This is a genomic window from Rhizobium sp. IY2 (assembly GCF_047532935.1).
Taxonomy (GTDB): domain Bacteria; phylum Pseudomonadota; class Alphaproteobacteria; order Rhizobiales; family Rhizobiaceae; genus Rhizobium; species Rhizobium anhuiense.
In genome coordinates, this window is sequence record NZ_JBLKNU010000007.1 from 283,394 (window position 1) to 301,171 (window position 17,778).

The window sequence follows — 17,778 nt, forward strand, 5'->3', positions numbered from 1 at the left end:
CGCCGTCGCTTCCTGTAGGATTGTCCATGAATCAGATAATCGCGCCGATAATGGCGCCAATTCCCGTCAGAGCCTCGTCCAGCGACGATCCTGCGGAACTGCTTCGCTTCGCAATAGACGCCCATGGTGTTGGTGCGGCAGTACTCGCCACCCTGGTCGAAATCCGGGGCGGGGCCGCGCGCGCGCTCGGCGCGCATGTGGCGGTTGCCGCAGACGGGCGCTTCTGCGGCTATGTCTCCGGCGGATGCGTCGAAGCCGCAGTCGCTTCCGAAGCGCTTCTGGCAATGGCGGAAGGACACGACCGCACGGTGAAGTTCGGCGAAGGCTCGCCCTTCTTCGACATCGTCCTTCCTTGCGGCGGAGGAATCTCCGTTGCGATCCATGTTCTAAGGGAAGTGGGCGCTTTGCAGCATGTTCTGGATCGTCTTCGACGAAGGCAGGCCGCCGGCCTTGTATATTCGCCGGCGCGGCAGACGATCGAACCGGTCGACCCACCGCCACGGGCATGCTGGCTTGGGCGAGAATTCGTGGGCGTCTATCGTCCGCGCACCCGCGTCGTTCTTTCCGGGCAGACGATCGACGCACAGGCCGTCGCGCGACTGGCCGAGGCTTCCAGCTACGACGTAATCGTCCGGGAGCAGGGCGAGAAGGGCAGGGTCGCAGCCGACACCATCGATCCTTTCACGGCCGTTGTACTCCTGCATCATGACCTCGACGCCGAAGCCGCCATTCTCGAGACCGCGCTTGCCTCGCCCGGCTTCTACATCGGCGCGCTCGGGAGCACCCGGACGCATCGCCGGCGCATCGAGCGGCTGACGGCCATGGCTTTCGCAGAGGACGACATCCGCCGTATCAAAGCGCCGATCGGACTGTTCGGCCCGACACGGGATGCAACGTCGCTGGCGCTATCGGTGCTGGCGGATATCGCTGCGGCAAGACTGGTGGCTTTTGCTTAAGGCGTCGGTGGCGATCGTCATTCTCGCCGCCGGCCGGGCAAGCCGGATGGGCGAGGGCGGAAAACACAAGCTGCTGGCCGAGTTCGACGGCGTTTCGCTCGTGCGGCGGACAGCATTGACCGCGTTCGGGTCGGACGCAGCCTCTGTCGTCGTTGTCACGGGCCATCGCCGGCGCGAGATCGAGGCCGCGCTCGCTGGGATTGATCTCACTCTCGTCGATAATCCCGATTATGCGGATGGCATGGCGAGCTCGCTCGTCGCGGGGGTGTCATCAAGGCACGCTCACAGTGCCGACGGCATTCTCGTCATGCTGGCCGATATGCCCGGCATTTCGACCGCCCACCTCGATGCCTTGATTGTCGCCTTTCGCAATGCGGGCGGCCAAGCCGTCGTGCGCGCCGTCTCGCGCGGCAAGCCCGGCAATCCTGTCATTCTGCCGCGTTCTCTCCATCCCGCGATCCTGCGACTTGAAGGCGACGTCGGTGCGCGCGGTATCATCGCCACGTCAGGCCTGCCCGTGCTCGATGTCGAAGTTGGCGACGCAGCTTGCCTCGACGTCGACACGCCGGACGATATCGGGGCTGCCGGCGGCACGATAAAGAACTAAAGCGCGGGGATCTGCTCCGGGCAGCTGAACGGCGCGGCTGTGGCCAGGCCTGCCGACTTTACCGCAGCGAGTGTCGTCCGACAGTCGAGCCGAAGGCAATCTCGCGGATCGATCCGACGTGGGACTATCTGCGCAATAGCGCGACCAGCGATATCGGCATCTCAACCGCGAAAAAATCCATCACCGCACCGATAATCACAGCCCACACGACGATCAGGAAAATGAGCGCTGCGATCCTGATTTCTACTGGTTGCACTATTCGTTCCGCCCCAGCATATGCCTCCCCCGAGACAAAACCTTGTTATCCCTCGCCAAATCCGCTAGCGCGAGGGATGATGTGCGACCGTGGAGAGCGTGGGCGCGTGCAGCGCCGAAGTCTTGGCTTTCTCAAAGCTGATGTCGCTTTGACCGATCAAGTCGCCGGACGCAGCGCCGTTGCTGCGTTCGAGATAATGGCCAGCAAGGAAGGAGCGGTAGGCGTCTGCGATACCCTCCTGCAGGCCGATCTTAGGAGACCAGCCGAGCGCGCGAAGCTTGTCGACGTTCAAGAGTTTACGTGGCGTGCCATCTGGCTTGGTGAGATCGCACGTGATCTTGCCTTCGAAACCGACGACCTTGGAGACGAGATATCCCAATTCGAGGATGGTAATGTCTTCGCCAGAACCCACGTTCACATGACTTTCGGCGGAATAGGTCTTCATGAGATGGACGCAGGCGTCGGCGCAATCGTCAACATGCAGGAATTCGCGCCGCGGCGTGCCAGTACCCCAGATGCATATCTCTTGCTGCTGGTTGATCTTGGCCTCATGCGCCTTGCGTATGAGCGCCGGCATGACATGGCTTGACCCCAAGTCAAAATTGTCCTCTGGACCATAAAGATTGGTAGGCATGCCCGAGATGAAATCTCTACCGTGCTGGTTGCGATAGGCCTGGCAGAGTTTCAATCCGGCAATTTTGGCGATCGCATACCACTCATTCGTGGGCTCGAGCGATCCTGTCAGAAGTGAGTCCTCAACGATCGGCTGATCGGCGAATTTCGGATAGATGCAGGACGATCCCAGAAACATCAGTTTTTCGACCTGAGCCTTATGGGCTGCATGGATGATGTTCGCCTGGAGAATCAAGTTGTCGTAAAGGAAGTCGGCCGGATAGGTGGCGTTCGCGAGAATGCCGCCGACCCTCGCAGCAGCCAGGAAGACAGCGTCGGGACGATTCTTACTCATCCAGGTCTCCACCTGCTCTTGCCGTCTGAGATCGACCTCGGCGCGGGTGGCCGTCAAAATCTCGCAGCCCTCGGAAGCGAGACGCCGCACGATCGCAGAGCCCACCATGCCGCGGTGGCCCGCGACATAGACCCTTTTTCCGGCAAGGCCGTAGATCACCTCAGGCATAGGCAAAACCTTTCGTGACACCGACCGACGGGACATTTCGTGCCATGACTTTCAAATCTTCGCGAACCATCTCCGTCACCAGCTGATCAAGACTGGTCTCATGTTTCCAGCCAAGCTTTGTGTGCGCCTTCGTCGGATCGCCAATCAGAAGATCAACCTCAGTCGGACGGAAGTAAGCTGGATCGATCTCCACCACACACTGGCCCGAGGTCTTGTCGTATCCCTTTTCTTCAACCCCGTTCCCACGCCAATCAATCGGCATGCCCACCTTGGCAAAGGCCTTGTCGACAAAGGAACGAACCGAGTGCGTTTCGCCGGTCGCAAGCACATAGTCCTCCGGTTCGTCCTGTTGCAGCATCAGCCACATGCCGCGAACATATTCTCGTGCGTGTCCCCAGTCGCGCTTGGCATCCAAATTGCCGAGATAGAGCCTTTCCTGCAGTCCAAGATGGATCGCGGCCGCCGCCCGGGTGATTTTACGCGTCACGAATGTTTCGCCGCGGATCGGGCTTTCATGATTGAACAGAATGCCGTTCGAGGCGTGCATGCCGTATGCCTCGCGATAATTGACCACTATCCAATAGGCGTAGAGCTTGGCCGCCGCGTAGGGTGATCGAGGGTAGAACGGTGTCGTTTCACTCTGCGGGACTTCCTGGACTTTGCCGTAGAGTTCTGAGGTGGACGCTTGATAGAAGCGGGTCTTCTTGGTCAACCCCAGGAGTCGAATAGCTTCAAGTAGCCGAAGGGTGCCGGTTCCATCGGCGTTGGCCGTATATTCCGGCGTCTCGAAAGAGACTTGAACGTGGCTCTGTGCGGCGAGATTATAGATCTCGTCCGGCTGCGTTTCCTGAACGACACGGATGAGATTCGTTGAATCCGTCATGTCCCCGAAATGCAGAATAAACCGAGGATTCTCGACATGGGGATCCTCGTATAGATGCTCGATGCGGCTGGTGTTGAAGGACGATGAGCGTCGCTTGAGGCCGTGAACAATATAGCCCTTCTCCAAGAGCAACTCGGCCAAATACGCACCGTCTTGGCCTGTTATGCCGGTAATTAGCGCGACTTTTCGGTTCTTTGTCATTCCCATATCCATGGTTGCCCTCCAACTCGAATACCAATGCAGAAGTATATGATGCTGTTCATGTCGTACGGTATCACAAAAATGAAAGCGCATCTCCTAATATATTAAGTATTCATGCCTTGAAGCTATAGTATTTCATCAAAGATTTCGAAAATAATTCCGAGTCACTGAAATTATAAAGCGCGTGGTTTTTGGGATTTACATTGTTGATTGCGACAACAATTTCCGAGTTTCGCGAGCTTTTCATTTGCTGCAGGCTGAACTCGACCGCGCGGCGGCTCGTCTTTCCCCATCTAACAACTGCCAGTGTTCTTTCCGCCAGGGCGGTCAAATGCACGGTATCTGTCGAGGCGAGCACAGGCGCGCTGTCGAAGATGACAATCTGGCCGGCCGCGCCCGCCATCTCGATGATTTCTGCCAGGCCGTTCGAACGGACGCGCCGCTGAAGACTGAATTTGCCAGATGGAATGAAATCGATACCGCTTGGGTGGCGGTAGACGATGTCGCGGACATCGGCCCGACCATTCAGGAATTCGTTCAGTCCGTGCACTAGACCCGACCTGAAAAACGAATTGAGTTTTCCCCGTTTGAGGTCGCCGTCAACCAGCAGCACCGGAATTGCGGCGGCGGCAAGTTCGATAGCCAGCGATCTCGCGACCAGCGACTTGCCTTCTCCGCTGTGAGCCGACGTAACGACGATACTGTTCGGCAACTTGCCGCCATTGGACTGCTTGAGTGAAAGCACCACGGTACGGATTGCTTCGTCAAACATCGGGACCGGCATATGTTCGAACATCGTTTTCGAATTTTCCCACCGCGCCAGACGCGGGATAAGTCCAGCCGGTATCGTACGCGCCATCGCAGCTATCTGGTCGAAACTCCGGACCGTCCGGTCCGACATTTCGATCACGAAAGCGGCCGTTACGGCTCCCGAGATTGCGGCCAGGAGGGCGCCCACCAGATAGAAAAGCCGTCCACGTCCCTGTGACGCGAGCGGCACTGAAGCCGGTGACAAAACTTCCAATTCCGCCCCCGGCAGCATGGCCTTCGCGGCGAGGTCGCGGCGCTGGTCCTCAAGCTTGTCGAGTGCCGTTTGTTCCTTGTCGGCGATATGCTGCAGCCGCGTCAATTCCGTCTGCACCATGGCATCGCGTGTGCGTTTTTCATGAGCCTCAGCCAAGATGGATTGTATTGCCTCCGCTTCGTGATCGAGTGCGGCGAGCTTGGCACGCATTGTTCGGAGATATTGCTTGGTCGCAAGGTTGAGATCGGCACGGGATTGCTCGATCTTCCCACGCAGATCCACCACGGCCTCGGCATTGCCGTCATATGTCTGAAGAAGACGGGCGAGATCTTGCTCCTGTGCGCGAAGATCGCGTTGTTTTGTGGCAATGTTGTCGGGGACGGCGATATTCTCCGCGGCGACCGAAGCGTTATCCGTTGCTTCCAGCGTGGATATCGTCGCCTTTACCTCAAGCCGGCTTTCTTCGATTTTCCCTTCGCGGCCAGTGACTTCTATGAGTGACTTGATCCGTTCATCCTGAGCATCCTCTTTCGAGACGACGTCCATCGATTCTTGATAGTTGCGCGCAGCTTCGCGAGCAATATCCGCGCGGGCCTGCTGTTCGGTGATGCGCTGTCGGATCCATTCTTGCGCTGAATCCAGGCGGCCACTGACACTGAACTTCCGTTCATCGAGGTAAACGCTGATGACCCGGTTCGGGACTGCGGCTGCGAGTTGAGGATCATAGGAAGTGAAGCTGACCTGGATAACGTCACTCTTATCTTCGTGCCACACGCCGAGCGCCCTATAATATTCCGGGATGATGGCGTCGACGCTGTCCCGTGACGGCGAGGTGGGTTTTTCCGTGTCGAACAGGCCGCGCAACTTTGCCCGGATACTGTCAACGAGCGAGACCTCGCGCAGCGCTGGATTGAATTCCGGCCGCAGGTTAAACCGCAGTTCGCGGACGACTCGCTCTGCGATGCTTCTGGATAGAAGCCGCTCAGTCTCCGATTTTGCGTCAAGTAGATCACTGCGGCTGCTGTCGTCGGCACCAAGTGATGTTGCGAGAGGCTGGTGGACGATCAATCGGGCCCAGGCCTGATACGTGGGCTTCAACCCAGCGATAATAATCACCGTGGGCGTCATCAGCAGCACGGTTATCGCGATGATCATGATCATTCTTCGCCGGACGAGACGGAAGGCGGATGCCAGATCGAAGTTGTCCGCCTTGGTCTCCACCTGAAAGCGAGGGTCATAGCGCATCGGCGAGATGGGAAGGTTGCGGTCCGGCGGAACAGTGGAAATCGTCATCGTGCGCCAACCATTGCTTGAGGTTTCGCGGAAACGGTCTCGTAGAGGTTCTCGAGCGATCGCATATAGGCCATCATGCTGAAATGGTTGAGATAATGTGCGCGCCCCTGGACCGAGAGGCGGATGCAGATTTCCGGATCGGACACCAGCTTCGCCAGGGCTGCAGCCAGGGCATCCTGGTCTCCGACTGGGACGAAGATGCCGGTTTCGCCGTCGGTAATGACTTCGTCATGGGCCCCAACACGCGTGGTGACGACGGCGAGGCCGTGGGACAGCCCTTCGAGCACGGCCATTGCCAGACCTTCGGCGTGCGAAGGCAAGACCAGGATATCTGCATGCGCACACAGGGCTCGCGCCTCTCCGGCGTCAAGCCAGCCGGGCATCTCTACCAGGTTTGAAAGCGCCATGGCGTCAGCCTGACGGCGATATTCCTCGACAGGTCCGTCGCCTGCCAGTACAGCCCGCCACTGGAGTTCTTTCATGATCGGGTGGCTCAGGGCCAACAGAAGCTCCGTGACCCCCTTGCGTTCGCTCAGCCGGCCAAGGAATACGATCAACGGCGTCTGACCGACGCGAATATCGTGCGCCCCGGGATCGGGGACGCAATTGTGAGCAACGACCGTGCGGCGCTCGTCAACGCCCAAAAGTGTCGTCAGCGTCATGCGATCGCGCCGGCCGAGCGCCACAACGCAATCGGCATTCTGAAACATCCGACGGATGAGCCGTTGTTGGCGCGGCGAGCGTTTCTCGAAGTCGCCGGCGTAGTCGTAGTCGTGCAGGTGCAATATATGGCAGCACCCGAACAAACGGGCAGCCTCGGTCAGGATCAGCTTTCGGGAGGTGCTGCCGCGGCCGGCGATATGGATATGGTGAATGCGGGCTGGCGCAACAATCCGGTCCTTTGCCATCGTCAGGATGGCCCCGAGCAGCCGTGCGGGTGACGTCACCTTGGACCATCGAGCCCCTCTGGTATCGGTGACGAAATGTTTCGTGCCGGTCTCTTTGGCTGTCTCTGTTATATAGCCGACCAGCCTGCCAATGCCGCCACCGTTCTCGCAGCCGCCCGGAACATAGTGGCGGACGCTAGCCGCGCTCCGTGCCGCCATTCGAATTCTGTCCGTGAGGGCCTCTGTCAGCATGACCCGACCACCTCCCGATAAACGGCCGCGGCCTGGGCGCCGACGCGTTCAGGCGAATTCGGCCCTTTGGCCCATTCGAGTGCATTGGCACCGAAATTGTTTCTAAGCTCGCCGTTGTCTGCCAATGTCCTGATAGCTGCCGCGAGCTCTTTGGCATCCCCGGGAGGGACCACCATTCCCAACCCATTGGGCTGAACAGTGCCCCGCAACTCGCCGACATCCGTCACGATGACCGGTTTGCCAAATGCGGCGGCAAGGTTGAGCACACCGCTTTGGGATGCTTCCGTATAGGGAAGCACGACGATGTCGGCGTCCAGGAAAAGCTGGGCGACCTCTGCATCCTCGATAAAACGATTGCGAATATCGTAGCGGCCGGCATCCCCCATGAGCGGCTGGAATATCATCGGATTGTCGCCACGGCCTGCGACAGTGATGCGCAGGTTGGGAAGTGCGTCCTTGAGCATCGCCTCGGCCCGGACCAGATGTTCCAGGCCCTTGTAGGCAAAAATCCGTCCGAAGAGCAGGACGCGTATAGTTCCATCCGCTTCGCGCGGCGCCATCTTCTGTTGCCGGGCGAGTTCCGCATAGCGAAGGATGGAAGGATGCGACAGGACATGGACGCAGTCCGGCGATTTTGAATATCGATCGAGGACCAACCGCTTCAGTCCCTCGCCGTGGACGACAAGATGTCCGGATTGTTTCACCATCAATTCGGGGGCCCAGCCGGGCAGCGTTCGCGTATCGGAATCGCCGGGATGGATTTGCACGTCATGAACGGTGGTCACGAGCGGGATCGGGCGCCAGAACGGCACGGCGAGGTTCAGCCAAAGTGTAGAATTGCTGAGGAGATGAATGAGGTTCGGCCGTTCCCGCCGGATCAGACGCGTAAGCTGGTACAGAAACCAGGGATTGGAGAGAGAACGGTGTCTCGGCCAGTCCAGAAGGTGCAGGTCGACAGCCGGATCAATGGAAGAGGCGAGATGTGCATAGCGCCGGCGCGGTACGGCAAGCACAACGTTTAGGTGTTGGGCAACGCCGCTGGCAAATGAGATGGTATAGTCTTCCAGTTCGGAAACTAACAGCAGCGCCTTCATTTTGCTGCCTCCGACAAGCCGACGTCCAGACCGAGCCGTGACAGGCCGCGCACCGAGCGCAAACTATCGCGCGTCCGCCTGACAAGGTTTGGTTCGCCGGCAAAGAAGAGGCCTTCGACGGCAAGCTTGAACCGGGTGCGCGCATCGGCTCCCTGCAGCTTTGCCGACGCGATGCGATAGGGATAGTGATCCGTCAGATGTAGTCTTGCCGGCAGTTGATGGGTTGAGAGAAACAGGTTCGTCGCTTCAACGGTATGCTGCCAGTGCGTCATCCGCCTCCTCAGCGTGGTCGCATCCTCGGTCGAGCGATACCAGTTGTTATTGTGGATGCGGTAGAATCCAAGCGGATCCGGCAGGGCAATGACGTCCCCCAGAAACGGGTAGATGCCCACGAGCCAGGCGTCGGCTGAAATGCGGAATTGTTCGGGAATGCTGCCCGCAGCATTCCATGCGCTACGTCGTACCGCGATGGCTGACGTCATCGGAAAAGGCCACCAACCAGCCGATCTGGTGAGCAGCGCCGACAACGCGCCCGAACACAGGCTTCGAGGGATCGGCTTGGAAGTCGGCGTGCCATCGACAAGCGTTGGCTGCAGCCGGTGATAGACGAGCGATGCCTGAGGGTTGGCGCGGAATGCTGCAGCCGTCGCCGACAGCTTGCTCGGCGCCCACCAGTCGTCGGCGTCCAGAAAGCAGAGGATCTCGCCCATGCTTAATCCCACAGCGGCGTTGATCGCAGCGGCCTGTCCTGCGTTCTCCTGGAAGATCACCTTCACTCGGCTGCCATACGCTTCCAGAACGGACCGCGACTGGTCGGTGGAGCCGTCATCGACGACGATTATCTCGACGTTGCGGGCGTCTTGGCTCAACACGCTGTCTATCGCCCGCCCAACGAAGCGAGCGTAGTTGTAATTATTAATGAGGACACTGAGGGCCGGCCGTTCCATGACGCGTCTCAGACCGGTTGCGGCGATGCACCGCCGTACAGCAGCGCAAAGTTGCTTGAGAGGTCGACCTTTACGCAGCCATCGAGGTTTGGAGCCTCGGCGATGGTGATATCCATAATAGCTTGTCGGCCGAACAGCATCTCGCACAGAACCGGTGAGGTCGCCGCGACGAATAGAGCGCCCGTCGTGTTGCATAGAGAACTAGGATCATGACGCAGGAACATAGTAATCCTAAACCTTCCAGGCTTCGACTGCAGAGAGAGCCTCTGTCAGAATTGTTGCCTCATTCCAGTAGAACCGCGGCTTACCCGCCACGCTTCACAAGACACTCATCGCCACGGTACCGGCGAACGGACATGCGCAACACCTGCTCTTAAGGGCAATCCGCGGACATGAAGACCCGTCTTTTGGGTAAAGACCGGCTGAAAGCTTACGCCCAACACCGTCTTTGGGTGGAGCGAAGGTGCATTAGGCGTAGCCCGCCCTTCACTAGGACAGATTGACTGCGGCTGTGGCTGAATGATTGCTTGAGAGCAGCGCAGCGCGGAGGCCGACACCTGTTTTTTGATCTGCCGCGATCAACAGTCGCTTGTCTTTTCAAGTCAGTCGGGACGGACAATGAGAGTAGATAGCCTCGGAACTGCCAGCGGACCAACCATCAGTTGGCGGGCTATAGAATGCTGGGGTGCCGGCATATCCCTTTTTTTTCAGGCAGGCGCCCTTCTGCCGCTTATCCTGGCAGATGCGGACGGAACGCTCAGCGAATCCGCCAAATCTATACTGCGTCTTCCTTGCTTTCCTGTATATGTCTTTACAATCGTGATCCTGATACGCAATTTTCCGCAATTTCTAACAGCGCTCAGGCGAAATCTGATCGTTCCCTCGATCCTTATCCTGCCGTTTTTGTCTACCCTGTGGTCAATAGGGCCTCAAACGACCTTGAGGCGCGCAATCGGTCTTTTGTTTTGCGTGCTTCTTTCCTATGTGCTCGCGATACGTTTCACCCCAAGGCAACTGCTGTTCCTGTTATTTGTAACCCTCGGAGCCTGTATCGTCCTCAGTGTGGTTATGTCAGTGGTGTCACCAAGCCTCGCCAGTATGCCGGATGGCACAATGCGGGGCATTTTCATTCACAAGAATGTCCTGGGCTGGTACGCGTCCCTGATGATCTTGGCGGCGACGGCTGTGCTGATCGACGGGACGCTCGGCCTGCGGCGAACCGCGTTCATCTTGTTGGCCGCGGGTGTGATCTGCCTTGCAAGCTCCGGATCGATGACCGCGATCATTGCAACGTCAGTGGCGTATTGCCTGATCGGCTTTTATACCCTCCTGAAAAGAAGCAGCAGCATTGGCCGCGTGGTCGTCGTCCTGCTTTTCGTTCAGCTGTCGCTCGGCATTCTGATTTCGCTTCACGAATTCCTGGTTCCGGCCCTTGAAGCGCTCGGCAAGGACGCGACTCTGACCGGTCGGGTGCCATTGTGGGAGCTGGTTGATCGCGAAATATCCGATCGTTGGATGGTTGGCTACGGTTACCAGGCATTCTGGACAACCGTGAACCCCGAAGCGACGCGCATGTGGTTGAAGATCGGATGGGCGGCACCCCACGCGCATAATGGATACCGCGATATCTTGTTGAGCTTTGGAATAATGGGAATGATTCCGTTTGTTCTGCTGCTTCTCCATGCAATCCGCCAAGGCGCGACCCTTCACTGCAATGATCCGCACTACGGGTGGCTCTGGCTCAATGTTTTTACGATCATGATTCTGGTGATGAATCTGACCGAGAGTATTTTTTTCACTCAGAATGACGCCATCTTCATCCTGTTTACCGCAGCCATCATCATGTTTTCGCTATATGCGCCCGTCGTTTCGATCAGCCGTGCGCCACCTTGGCAAGCGCCCTCGCGCGGCCTTGCGAGCGGGTTGCAGATATCATGAGGCGGCGTTTTGGACTGACGCTGAGCATGTTGCCTGTCATGCTGTTTCCGCAGTCCGGTAATCCGGCTCCGGTCGGGACAGAGATAGATGCGCCCGAGCGCTTGCAGATGCTCGTCAGGGAGGCGACTTGCGCGGAAGCTTCGCCGACTTTGTCCGCCAAGTTGAATGGGACTTCATTAAGCGAGGTATTGAGCAGCAGCACCGAGGCACGGACGATATTTTACGTTTCTCCCAATGGCAAAGACAGCTGGAGTGGCCTCCTTCCGACCGCAGATCAGCAGGGCGGCGACGGCCCTTTCGCCAGCATTGAAAGAGCCCGTGATGCTGCCCGTGAGAAGGGCGGCAACAACACAATCGCGCTGGGTAAAGGCGATTACTACCTTGCTCACCCGATCGTCTTTGACTCCCGCGATAAGGGCTTGATCGTCACGGCAAGATGCAATGAAGCGCCGATTTTGCATGGGGGGCAACGCGTGTTCAACTGGACGCAGCAGGCCGATGGTCGCTGGACGGCGCCGCTGAAATTGCCACCGGATGAGGGGGTCGGTGACCTTTTCGTCAATGGGATACGCCAAACTCGGGCTCGATTTCCCGACGCTCCCGCTGATGGCGATCCACGCAAAGGATGGTTGTTTGCCGCAAAGTGCCAGCCTGCCATCGACGTGCGGGAGGGAAACACGCGCTTTTGTTTCCATGCCGGCGACCTTCCGGCAGTGGGTGATACAAGTGGACTGGTCGTGGACATCGTTGGAGGGTATCAACCCGGAAGCCAGTGGGGCAATGATACGCTCCCAGTTGTATCGATCGATGGCGCCGGCCGAACTGTCCATACCAAAGGCACAGACTATTTCTTTACCGCAGAAGGCAGCCGCTATTTCCTAACCGGAGCCAAGGCCTTGCTCGATGCTCCCGGAGAGTGGTGGTACGATCTTGTTGCGGGCCAGCTTCATTATATCCCCGTCGATCAGTCGTTACCCAGTTCCGTAGTCGTTGCGGGCATTTTGCCGACCTTGTTCAAATTGGATGGGGCCAATGGGATGGTTGTATCAGGGCTCGAGTTTAGAGACGGCGCTCCTGAAGGCAGCGGCAAGTTCTATACGGAAACCAGAGGATTTGGCGCCATACGGATCGAACACGCTGACGGCGTCAAGATTCTCGGCAACAGCATCGAAAATGTCGGCGTCGGGGTCCATGTGACGGAAAGCAAGGATGCGTTGATTGCCGGCAATGTGATTGCCGATGTGGCTGGCAACGGGATTTACGTCGGCACAAATTATGGCACGTTCGGCAAGTCGAACGGCTCCAGAATCCTTTCGAACCACATCCATGACATCGGAAAGGTTTACATTGAAACCGCAGGAATATGGTTCCAGGCGGCTGACAATGTCAGGATCGCCAACAATCTGATCGAAAACACGGCGCAGTTCGGAATCGCCGGCGGTTCGCTATGGGGTTCCAACGACGCCGTCTATAACGCTGTCATCGAGCACAACGTGATCCATAACGCCAACCAGCAGACGGCAGATGGCGGCGCCATCAAGATGATGGGGGAGCAAGCCGACTCTCTCAACAGCGTCATCCGCTCCAATCTGGTGACCGGGACCGGTCATCTCATGAACAGGGTCGATGGAACGTTCTGGCCTCCCGGATACGAGAATACCAGCGAATGGCCGTCTCCTATCAGCTGGGCGATCTATACGGATGGGAAGGCGAGCGGACTGCGTATCGAGGGAAATACGCTCTCGGGCAACATCGCGGCGATCGGTATCAATGGCGGTTGGAGCAACCTGGTGGCGGGAAACGTCATCACACACGGATCGGGCGCGGCTTTTCGGGTCGATGAGGGTACCGGCAAGGGTTGGCGTCCGCCATGGGCACGCCCCAATCGCATTGAGGAGAATGTTGTATCTGTCGACAGTGACAGTGGCATTGTGGCCTATGTCAACGCTCCCGATCTTGGGCTTGGATTTGTGCAATTCGCGCGCAACCGCTACAGCGGTAACTTGAACGACAAGAGCTTCAGGGTCCATCCGGAGATCATGCTTTCGGGAGAATTCGGCGGCCTAGGAGATCTTCAGAAGGCTGGAGAGGACACCGGAAGCGTAGTCGCGCCGCCCGAGTAACAAAAGGCGCCGCGACGAGGGGTGTTATGCGGCGATAAAGTCCGCAGCTATGGCGACCTATAACGCCCTTCAACCACGGCGTGCCCGCGCTGTGCGAGGCTTGCGGGTATAGCGCATGCAGGCATGCGCATCAAAATCGGGGACCTAGAGATCTGGTAGGGTGAGGCAGGTTTCCCATAGTGGGCGGGGCAATATTATTGGCAGCGAGCTGTCTCAGCATCTCTGCACTGAGCGTTCCGCGAACGTCAAGATCGCGATTGCAGCCTTCCCGGCATAGGGGTCAGGAATTCCCTGATGACTATAACTATACGGCACATCGCCGCTGGAACTTAGATCTGTCCGCAGCTGGTTGGTTGTGTCGGACGTCTCCGAACGCTCGCCGGCCGGGGTCTTCATCTCGCCTATCGGGTTGAGCATGTCTCTCTTCCCGACTTTGTTCGCGCTCAAACCTCACGAGCGTTGATCACGCTAGAGTGAATAGCTTCTGCGGCTCTGCGCGGGTCGAAGCGCCATTTCGGGCCAACGGTCATCAAAAAGAGCAATATGGCAAGCGGTGGGGTACATGGACTTACTTCGAATATTGTACGTCGTCGCGGCATAAGACGTAAATATGAAATCTCTTCTACGTCCAATAGCTGGAGCGGCAAGTATGGAGGCAATCGGCCTGCCGGGATATTCTGATGACAGTTTCGATCGCGAAAGCGTAGGTCATGGGAAATCAATCAGCAGGCAGCAGCCAAACTTCAGTTCTTCATCCAAAGGGTTCCCTAGAATGGACGAATGTCCTTGGTGTTCGCGTTTCGGCAGTCAATCTCAAAAGCGCGACGGGATTTATTCAAGAAGCGATCGAAGACGGCAGAAAGGAATATGTGTGCGTTCGCGACGCACACGGCATCGTCCGCTGCCAAGATGATCCCGAGCTCCGGTCGATCCACAACCGGGCGTTCCTCGTAACCCCCGACGGCATGCCGCTTGTTTGGGCGCTGAGACATGCTGGTCATGTGGAAAGCGACAGGGTCTATGGACCGGATCTGATGTTATCCGTCTTCGATGCCAGCAGCTCCAAGGGCTTGCGCCATTTCCTTTATGGCGCAACGGCCGAAACACTCGAGCAACTGCAGGCGCGCCTTCTGGCAAAATTTCCGCAAGCACGGATCGTCGGCTCCTATGCGCCACCTTTTCGCAACCTGTCGACGCGGGAGGAAACGGATATTGCTGACCGGCTCAATCGGTCGGGTGCCGATATCATCTGGGTCGGGCTGAGCAGTCCCAAGCAGGAACTCTGGATGGCGCGCATGCGCGATCGTCTGGAAGCATCGATGCTCATCGGTGTCGGAGCCGCATTCGATTTCCACGCCGGCCTCAAGCGGCAGGCTCCAAGGTTCATTCAAAGAAGCGGCTTCGAATGGGCGTTTCGGCTCTTGTGCGAGCCGCGACGGCTGTGGCGGCGCTATGCGCTCGTCGTGCCGACCTTCATCTCACTGACGGCATTCCAGAGACTGGGGCTTCGGAAGTTTCCAATCGAAGACAAGGTTTTTGGATCAAGCGTGCCAAAAGCGGCAGCTGTAAAGGTGTAGCCATCATGTCCCTATTTGCTTCGTCAGCAATGAGACCAGGTCCGTCGAAGGCATCCACATCAAATGACATGACGTCGCGGGCGATTCCGGCAGGTTCCGTGCCGCCCATAGCAGCTAAGACCGCCGATCCCTTTGCACAGGCAGCGTTGAATATATCAGTCGCACTAGGGCGCCAGCTTGCTCGGCTTGCAACATCGTCTTTCCTGGTCGCCGGCGACATTGCAAGCTATTTGATTGCCTACTTTGTTCTCCTGTCCGTTCTCCCCATGGGTTCGGAGGGCACAATGGTGGAGCGTACGTTCACGATCGCAGCATTCGCTGCGATGATCCTTTACGCGTCGGCCGGCCTCTATCCTGGATATCGGTTGTATGACCACGAACATCTCCGGCGGCGCACCATAGCTACCGTCAAGGTGGCTGTCCTGACGGCATTCGGAGCAATTGTCCTGCCGGAGGGGGAACGACTGCTGCTTGCCGTTATTGGGTTCCTCGCTCTCGGGCTGATTGTCCAGCCACTTGCGCATTGGCTTGCACGAGGCCTGTGCCGGAGACTTGGAATCTGGGGGGAGCGCGCGGTTGTCATAGGGGCGCGCAACCTTACTCCCGCGCTTGTGGCACATTTCGAGGACCACTGGCAGTATGGTATCAGGCCGGAGCCCTTTTCCCCCGATACTTTGGAGGCATTGCCCGATGGCGGGCCATCCATTGCCGTGATTGCCGGCGACACAGGCTCGCTTGGACCCGACTTGGCGGCGATGCGTCGGAAGTTCGTGGAAGTCATTTTGCTGTCCGACACGCCGAGCCTCAAGGTAAGCGGATTGCGACCTGCAGATGTCGGCGGAGAGATCGGCATTCGCCTCACCACTGGTGGGAGTTGGGTCAACTCGGATCTGGTTCGCCGAATCCTCGATCTCGCGATCGCCATCCCTGCAACGATCGTGGTTGCGCCATTCATCGCGTTCGCAGCGGCTGCAGTCTATGCCATCGATCCAGGTCCCGTCTTCTTCCGGCATACAAGGGAAGGGCGGTCCGGCAAGCCGGTGCACGTCCTGAAATTAAGGACGATGTACCAAGATGCAGAACAGCGCCTTGAAGCATTATTCCGAGACAACCCCAGCATGCGCGCCGAGTGGTTGAGCCACTTCAAGCTCAAGGACGATCCGCGCATCCTTCCGGTCATCGGACATATGCTGCGCTCTTCGAGCATCGACGAGCTCCCGCAATTGGCAAACATCATTGCGGGCGAGATGGCCTTCGTGGGACCACGCCCGTTTCCCGAGTACCACCTTTCGGCGATGGACGGCGAATTTCGGGCCAAACGCCGTTCCGTCACGCCGGGGCTGACGGGTCTCTGGCAAATATCCGAGCGAAGCAATGCGGATATCGAGCTGCAGCAGCAACTCGATGAGTTCTACATCGACAACCGGTCCTTGTGGTTCGACTTGCACATCCTTCTGAGCACAATTCCTGCGGTCTTAAAGGGCAAGGGAGCTTGCTGACCTGTTCCTCGTCCTTCGGCAATCATCACAACAACGGAGCACACCAATGCACGGACAAAAGCGAATTATGGTAACCGGCGGCACCGGGTTTCTGGGGTCATTCCTGTGCGAAAGGCTTTTGCGAGAGGGCAATGATGTCCTCTGCGTGGACAATTACTACACCGGTTCGCGCGACAATGTGCTGCATCTTCTTGACGATCCTCGCTTTGAGGTGCTCCGTCATGACATTACCTTCCCGCTCTATGTGGAGGTCGACGAGATCTACAATCTCGCCTGTCCGGCATCTCCGGTTCACTATCAGCACGACCCCGTGCAGACCGTGAAGACCAATGTGCACGGGGCCATCAATATGCTCGGCCTGGCAAAACGCACCAAGGCGAAGATCTTCCAGGCATCCACGAGCGAAGTCTATGGCGATCCGGCAGTCCACCCTCAGCCCGAGGAGTATCGAGGCAGCGTCAATCCCATAGGGCCGCGCGCATGTTATGACGAAGGCAAACGGTGTGCCGAAACATTGTTCTTCGATTACCATCGCCAATATGGCGTGGAGATCCGCGTGGCACGGATCTTCAATACATACGGGCCTCGCATGCAAACCAATGATGGCCGCGTCGTCTCCAATTTCATCGTTCAGGCGCTTCAAAACGAGCCGATCACCATCTTCGGCAACGGTAAGCAAACGCGCTCCTTCTGCTATGTAGACGATCTGATTGAGGGCTTTATCCGCCTGATGGGGGCGCCGGCCGGCGTTACGGGTCCGATCAATCTCGGTAATCCAGGAGAATTCCAGGTCCGGGAACTGGCCGAAATGGTCATCGAGATGACGGGATCGAAATCAAGCATTGTTTACAAGCCTCTGCCGATTGACGATCCGACGCAACGCAAGCCCGACATCACCCACGCAAAGCAGGACCTGGGCTGGCAGCCGACCGTAAACCTGCGACAGGGGCTTGAGAAAACGATCGCGTATTTCGAGTGGAAGCTGTCTGGCGGAACCAAGAGCACGCTTGGCGTCCAGTCCTCGCGAATGGCCTACACCCATCTGCCTACCCCGGCCGTCGGCCTTCCCGTTCAGGAAGCCGTACCAATCGGGCCGTGAACAGAAA

At 57.9% G+C, this 17,778-nt stretch carries 14 protein-coding genes; 7 read left to right on the forward strand and 7 right to left on the reverse strand.

Translation table 11 applies throughout. The features are described 5' to 3' along the window. The first annotated feature begins 26 nt into the window (after positions 1-26). Both ACMUVN_RS22130 and ACMUVN_RS22135 read left to right on the forward strand, forming a co-directional pair. Positions 27-956, forward strand: coding sequence for an XdhC family protein (locus ACMUVN_RS22130; RefSeq protein WP_132575437.1), 930 nt, complete (start codon positions 27-29; stop codon positions 954-956). After that, positions 949-1,563, forward strand: coding sequence for an NTP transferase domain-containing protein (locus tag ACMUVN_RS22135; protein WP_063473676.1), 615 nt, complete (start codon positions 949-951; stop codon positions 1,561-1,563). The genes ACMUVN_RS22130 and ACMUVN_RS22135 overlap by 8 nt, the downstream gene beginning before the upstream one ends. Positions 1,564-1,883: 320 nt before the next feature. Here the strand turns inward: ACMUVN_RS22135 and fcl are convergent, their stop codons facing one another. From fcl to ACMUVN_RS22170, 7 genes are all read right to left on the reverse strand, one after another. Continuing rightward, complete coding sequence (gene fcl, locus ACMUVN_RS22140; protein ID WP_047619745.1) at positions 1,884-2,954, reverse strand: GDP-L-fucose synthase; 1,071 nt, start codon at positions 2,952-2,954, stop codon at positions 1,884-1,886. Then, positions 2,947-4,050 (reverse strand): GDP-mannose 4,6-dehydratase, encoded by a 1,104-nt coding sequence (gene gmd, locus ACMUVN_RS22145; protein WP_047619747.1) that lies wholly within the window; start codon positions 4,048-4,050, stop codon positions 2,947-2,949. Before gmd ends, fcl begins: the two co-directional genes overlap by 8 nt. Positions 4,051-4,150: 100 nt before the next feature. After that, on the reverse strand, positions 4,151-6,355 hold the full coding sequence (locus tag ACMUVN_RS22150) for a GumC family protein (protein WP_028757627.1): 2,205 nt from the start codon (positions 6,353-6,355) through the stop codon (positions 4,151-4,153). Continuing rightward, positions 6,352-7,494, reverse strand: a complete 1,143-nt coding sequence (locus ACMUVN_RS22155; RefSeq protein WP_132575431.1) for a glycosyltransferase family 4 protein — start codon at positions 7,492-7,494, stop codon at positions 6,352-6,354. The genes ACMUVN_RS22150 and ACMUVN_RS22155 overlap by 4 nt, the downstream gene beginning before the upstream one ends. Continuing rightward, on the reverse strand, positions 7,488-8,588 hold the full coding sequence (locus ACMUVN_RS22160; protein WP_028757677.1) for a glycosyltransferase family 4 protein: 1,101 nt from the start codon (positions 8,586-8,588) through the stop codon (positions 7,488-7,490). The genes ACMUVN_RS22155 and ACMUVN_RS22160 overlap by 7 nt, the downstream gene beginning before the upstream one ends. Next, positions 8,585-9,535, reverse strand: a complete 951-nt coding sequence (locus ACMUVN_RS22165) for a glycosyltransferase family 2 protein (protein WP_028757676.1) — start codon at positions 9,533-9,535, stop codon at positions 8,585-8,587. The genes ACMUVN_RS22160 and ACMUVN_RS22165 overlap by 4 nt, the downstream gene beginning before the upstream one ends. A gap of 8 nt (positions 9,536-9,543) precedes the next feature. Beyond that, a complete protein-coding gene (locus tag ACMUVN_RS22170) occupies positions 9,544-9,759 on the reverse strand; it encodes a hypothetical protein (protein WP_028757675.1) in 216 nt (71 codons plus the stop codon). A gap of 394 nt (positions 9,760-10,153) precedes the next feature. Here ACMUVN_RS22170 and ACMUVN_RS22175 point away from each other — a divergent pair, with 394 nt between their 5' ends. From ACMUVN_RS22175 to ACMUVN_RS22195, 5 genes are all read left to right on the forward strand, one after another. After that, positions 10,154-11,473, forward strand: a complete 1,320-nt coding sequence (locus ACMUVN_RS22175; protein WP_047619755.1) for an O-antigen ligase family protein — start codon at positions 10,154-10,156, stop codon at positions 11,471-11,473. Then, positions 11,470-13,596, forward strand: coding sequence for a right-handed parallel beta-helix repeat-containing protein (locus tag ACMUVN_RS22180; RefSeq protein ID WP_127431846.1), 2,127 nt, complete (start codon positions 11,470-11,472; stop codon positions 13,594-13,596). Before ACMUVN_RS22175 ends, ACMUVN_RS22180 begins: the two co-directional genes overlap by 4 nt. Positions 13,597-14,306: 710 nt before the next feature. After that, positions 14,307-15,173, forward strand: coding sequence for a WecB/TagA/CpsF family glycosyltransferase (locus tag ACMUVN_RS22185; RefSeq protein WP_028757515.1), 867 nt, complete (start codon positions 14,307-14,309; stop codon positions 15,171-15,173). Between the two features lie 5 nt (positions 15,174-15,178). Beyond that, positions 15,179-16,672: a sugar transferase gene (locus ACMUVN_RS22190; RefSeq protein WP_127431847.1), complete on the forward strand. Its 1,494-nt coding sequence runs from the start codon at positions 15,179-15,181 to the stop codon at positions 16,670-16,672. A 46-nt stretch (positions 16,673-16,718) separates the two neighbouring features. Next, positions 16,719-17,771: a UDP-glucuronic acid decarboxylase family protein gene (locus ACMUVN_RS22195; RefSeq protein WP_029733095.1), complete on the forward strand. Its 1,053-nt coding sequence runs from the start codon at positions 16,719-16,721 to the stop codon at positions 17,769-17,771. Positions 17,772-17,778 lie beyond the last annotated feature (7 nt).

Coding starts and splice junctions, on each gene's coding strand:
- ACMUVN_RS22130 (WP_132575437.1), top strand. CDS start 27: ATGAATCAGATAATCGCGCCGATAATGGCGCCAATTCCCGTCAGAGCC.
- fcl (WP_047619745.1), bottom strand. CDS start 2,954: ATGCCTGAGGTGATCTACGGCCTTGCCGGAAAAAGGGTCTATGTCGCG.
- gmd (WP_047619747.1), bottom strand. CDS start 4,050: ATGGATATGGGAATGACAAAGAACCGAAAAGTCGCGCTAATTACCGGC.
- ACMUVN_RS22150 (WP_028757627.1), bottom strand. CDS start 6,355: ATGACGATTTCCACTGTTCCGCCGGACCGCAACCTTCCCATCTCGCCG.
- ACMUVN_RS22155 (WP_132575431.1), bottom strand. CDS start 7,494: ATGCTGACAGAGGCCCTCACGGACAGAATTCGAATGGCGGCACGGAGC.
- ACMUVN_RS22160 (WP_028757677.1), bottom strand. CDS start 8,588: ATGAAGGCGCTGCTGTTAGTTTCCGAACTGGAAGACTATACCATCTCA.
- ACMUVN_RS22165 (WP_028757676.1), bottom strand. CDS start 9,535: ATGGAACGGCCGGCCCTCAGTGTCCTCATTAATAATTACAACTACGCT.
- ACMUVN_RS22170 (WP_028757675.1), bottom strand. CDS start 9,759: ATGTTCCTGCGTCATGATCCTAGTTCTCTATGCAACACGACGGGCGCT.
- ACMUVN_RS22175 (WP_047619755.1), top strand. CDS start 10,154: ATGAGAGTAGATAGCCTCGGAACTGCCAGCGGACCAACCATCAGTTGG.
- ACMUVN_RS22180 (WP_127431846.1), top strand. CDS start 11,470: ATGAGGCGGCGTTTTGGACTGACGCTGAGCATGTTGCCTGTCATGCTG.
- ACMUVN_RS22185 (WP_028757515.1), top strand. CDS start 14,307: ATGGGAAATCAATCAGCAGGCAGCAGCCAAACTTCAGTTCTTCATCCA.
- ACMUVN_RS22190 (WP_127431847.1), top strand. CDS start 15,179: ATGTCCCTATTTGCTTCGTCAGCAATGAGACCAGGTCCGTCGAAGGCA.
- ACMUVN_RS22195 (WP_029733095.1), top strand. CDS start 16,719: ATGCACGGACAAAAGCGAATTATGGTAACCGGCGGCACCGGGTTTCTG.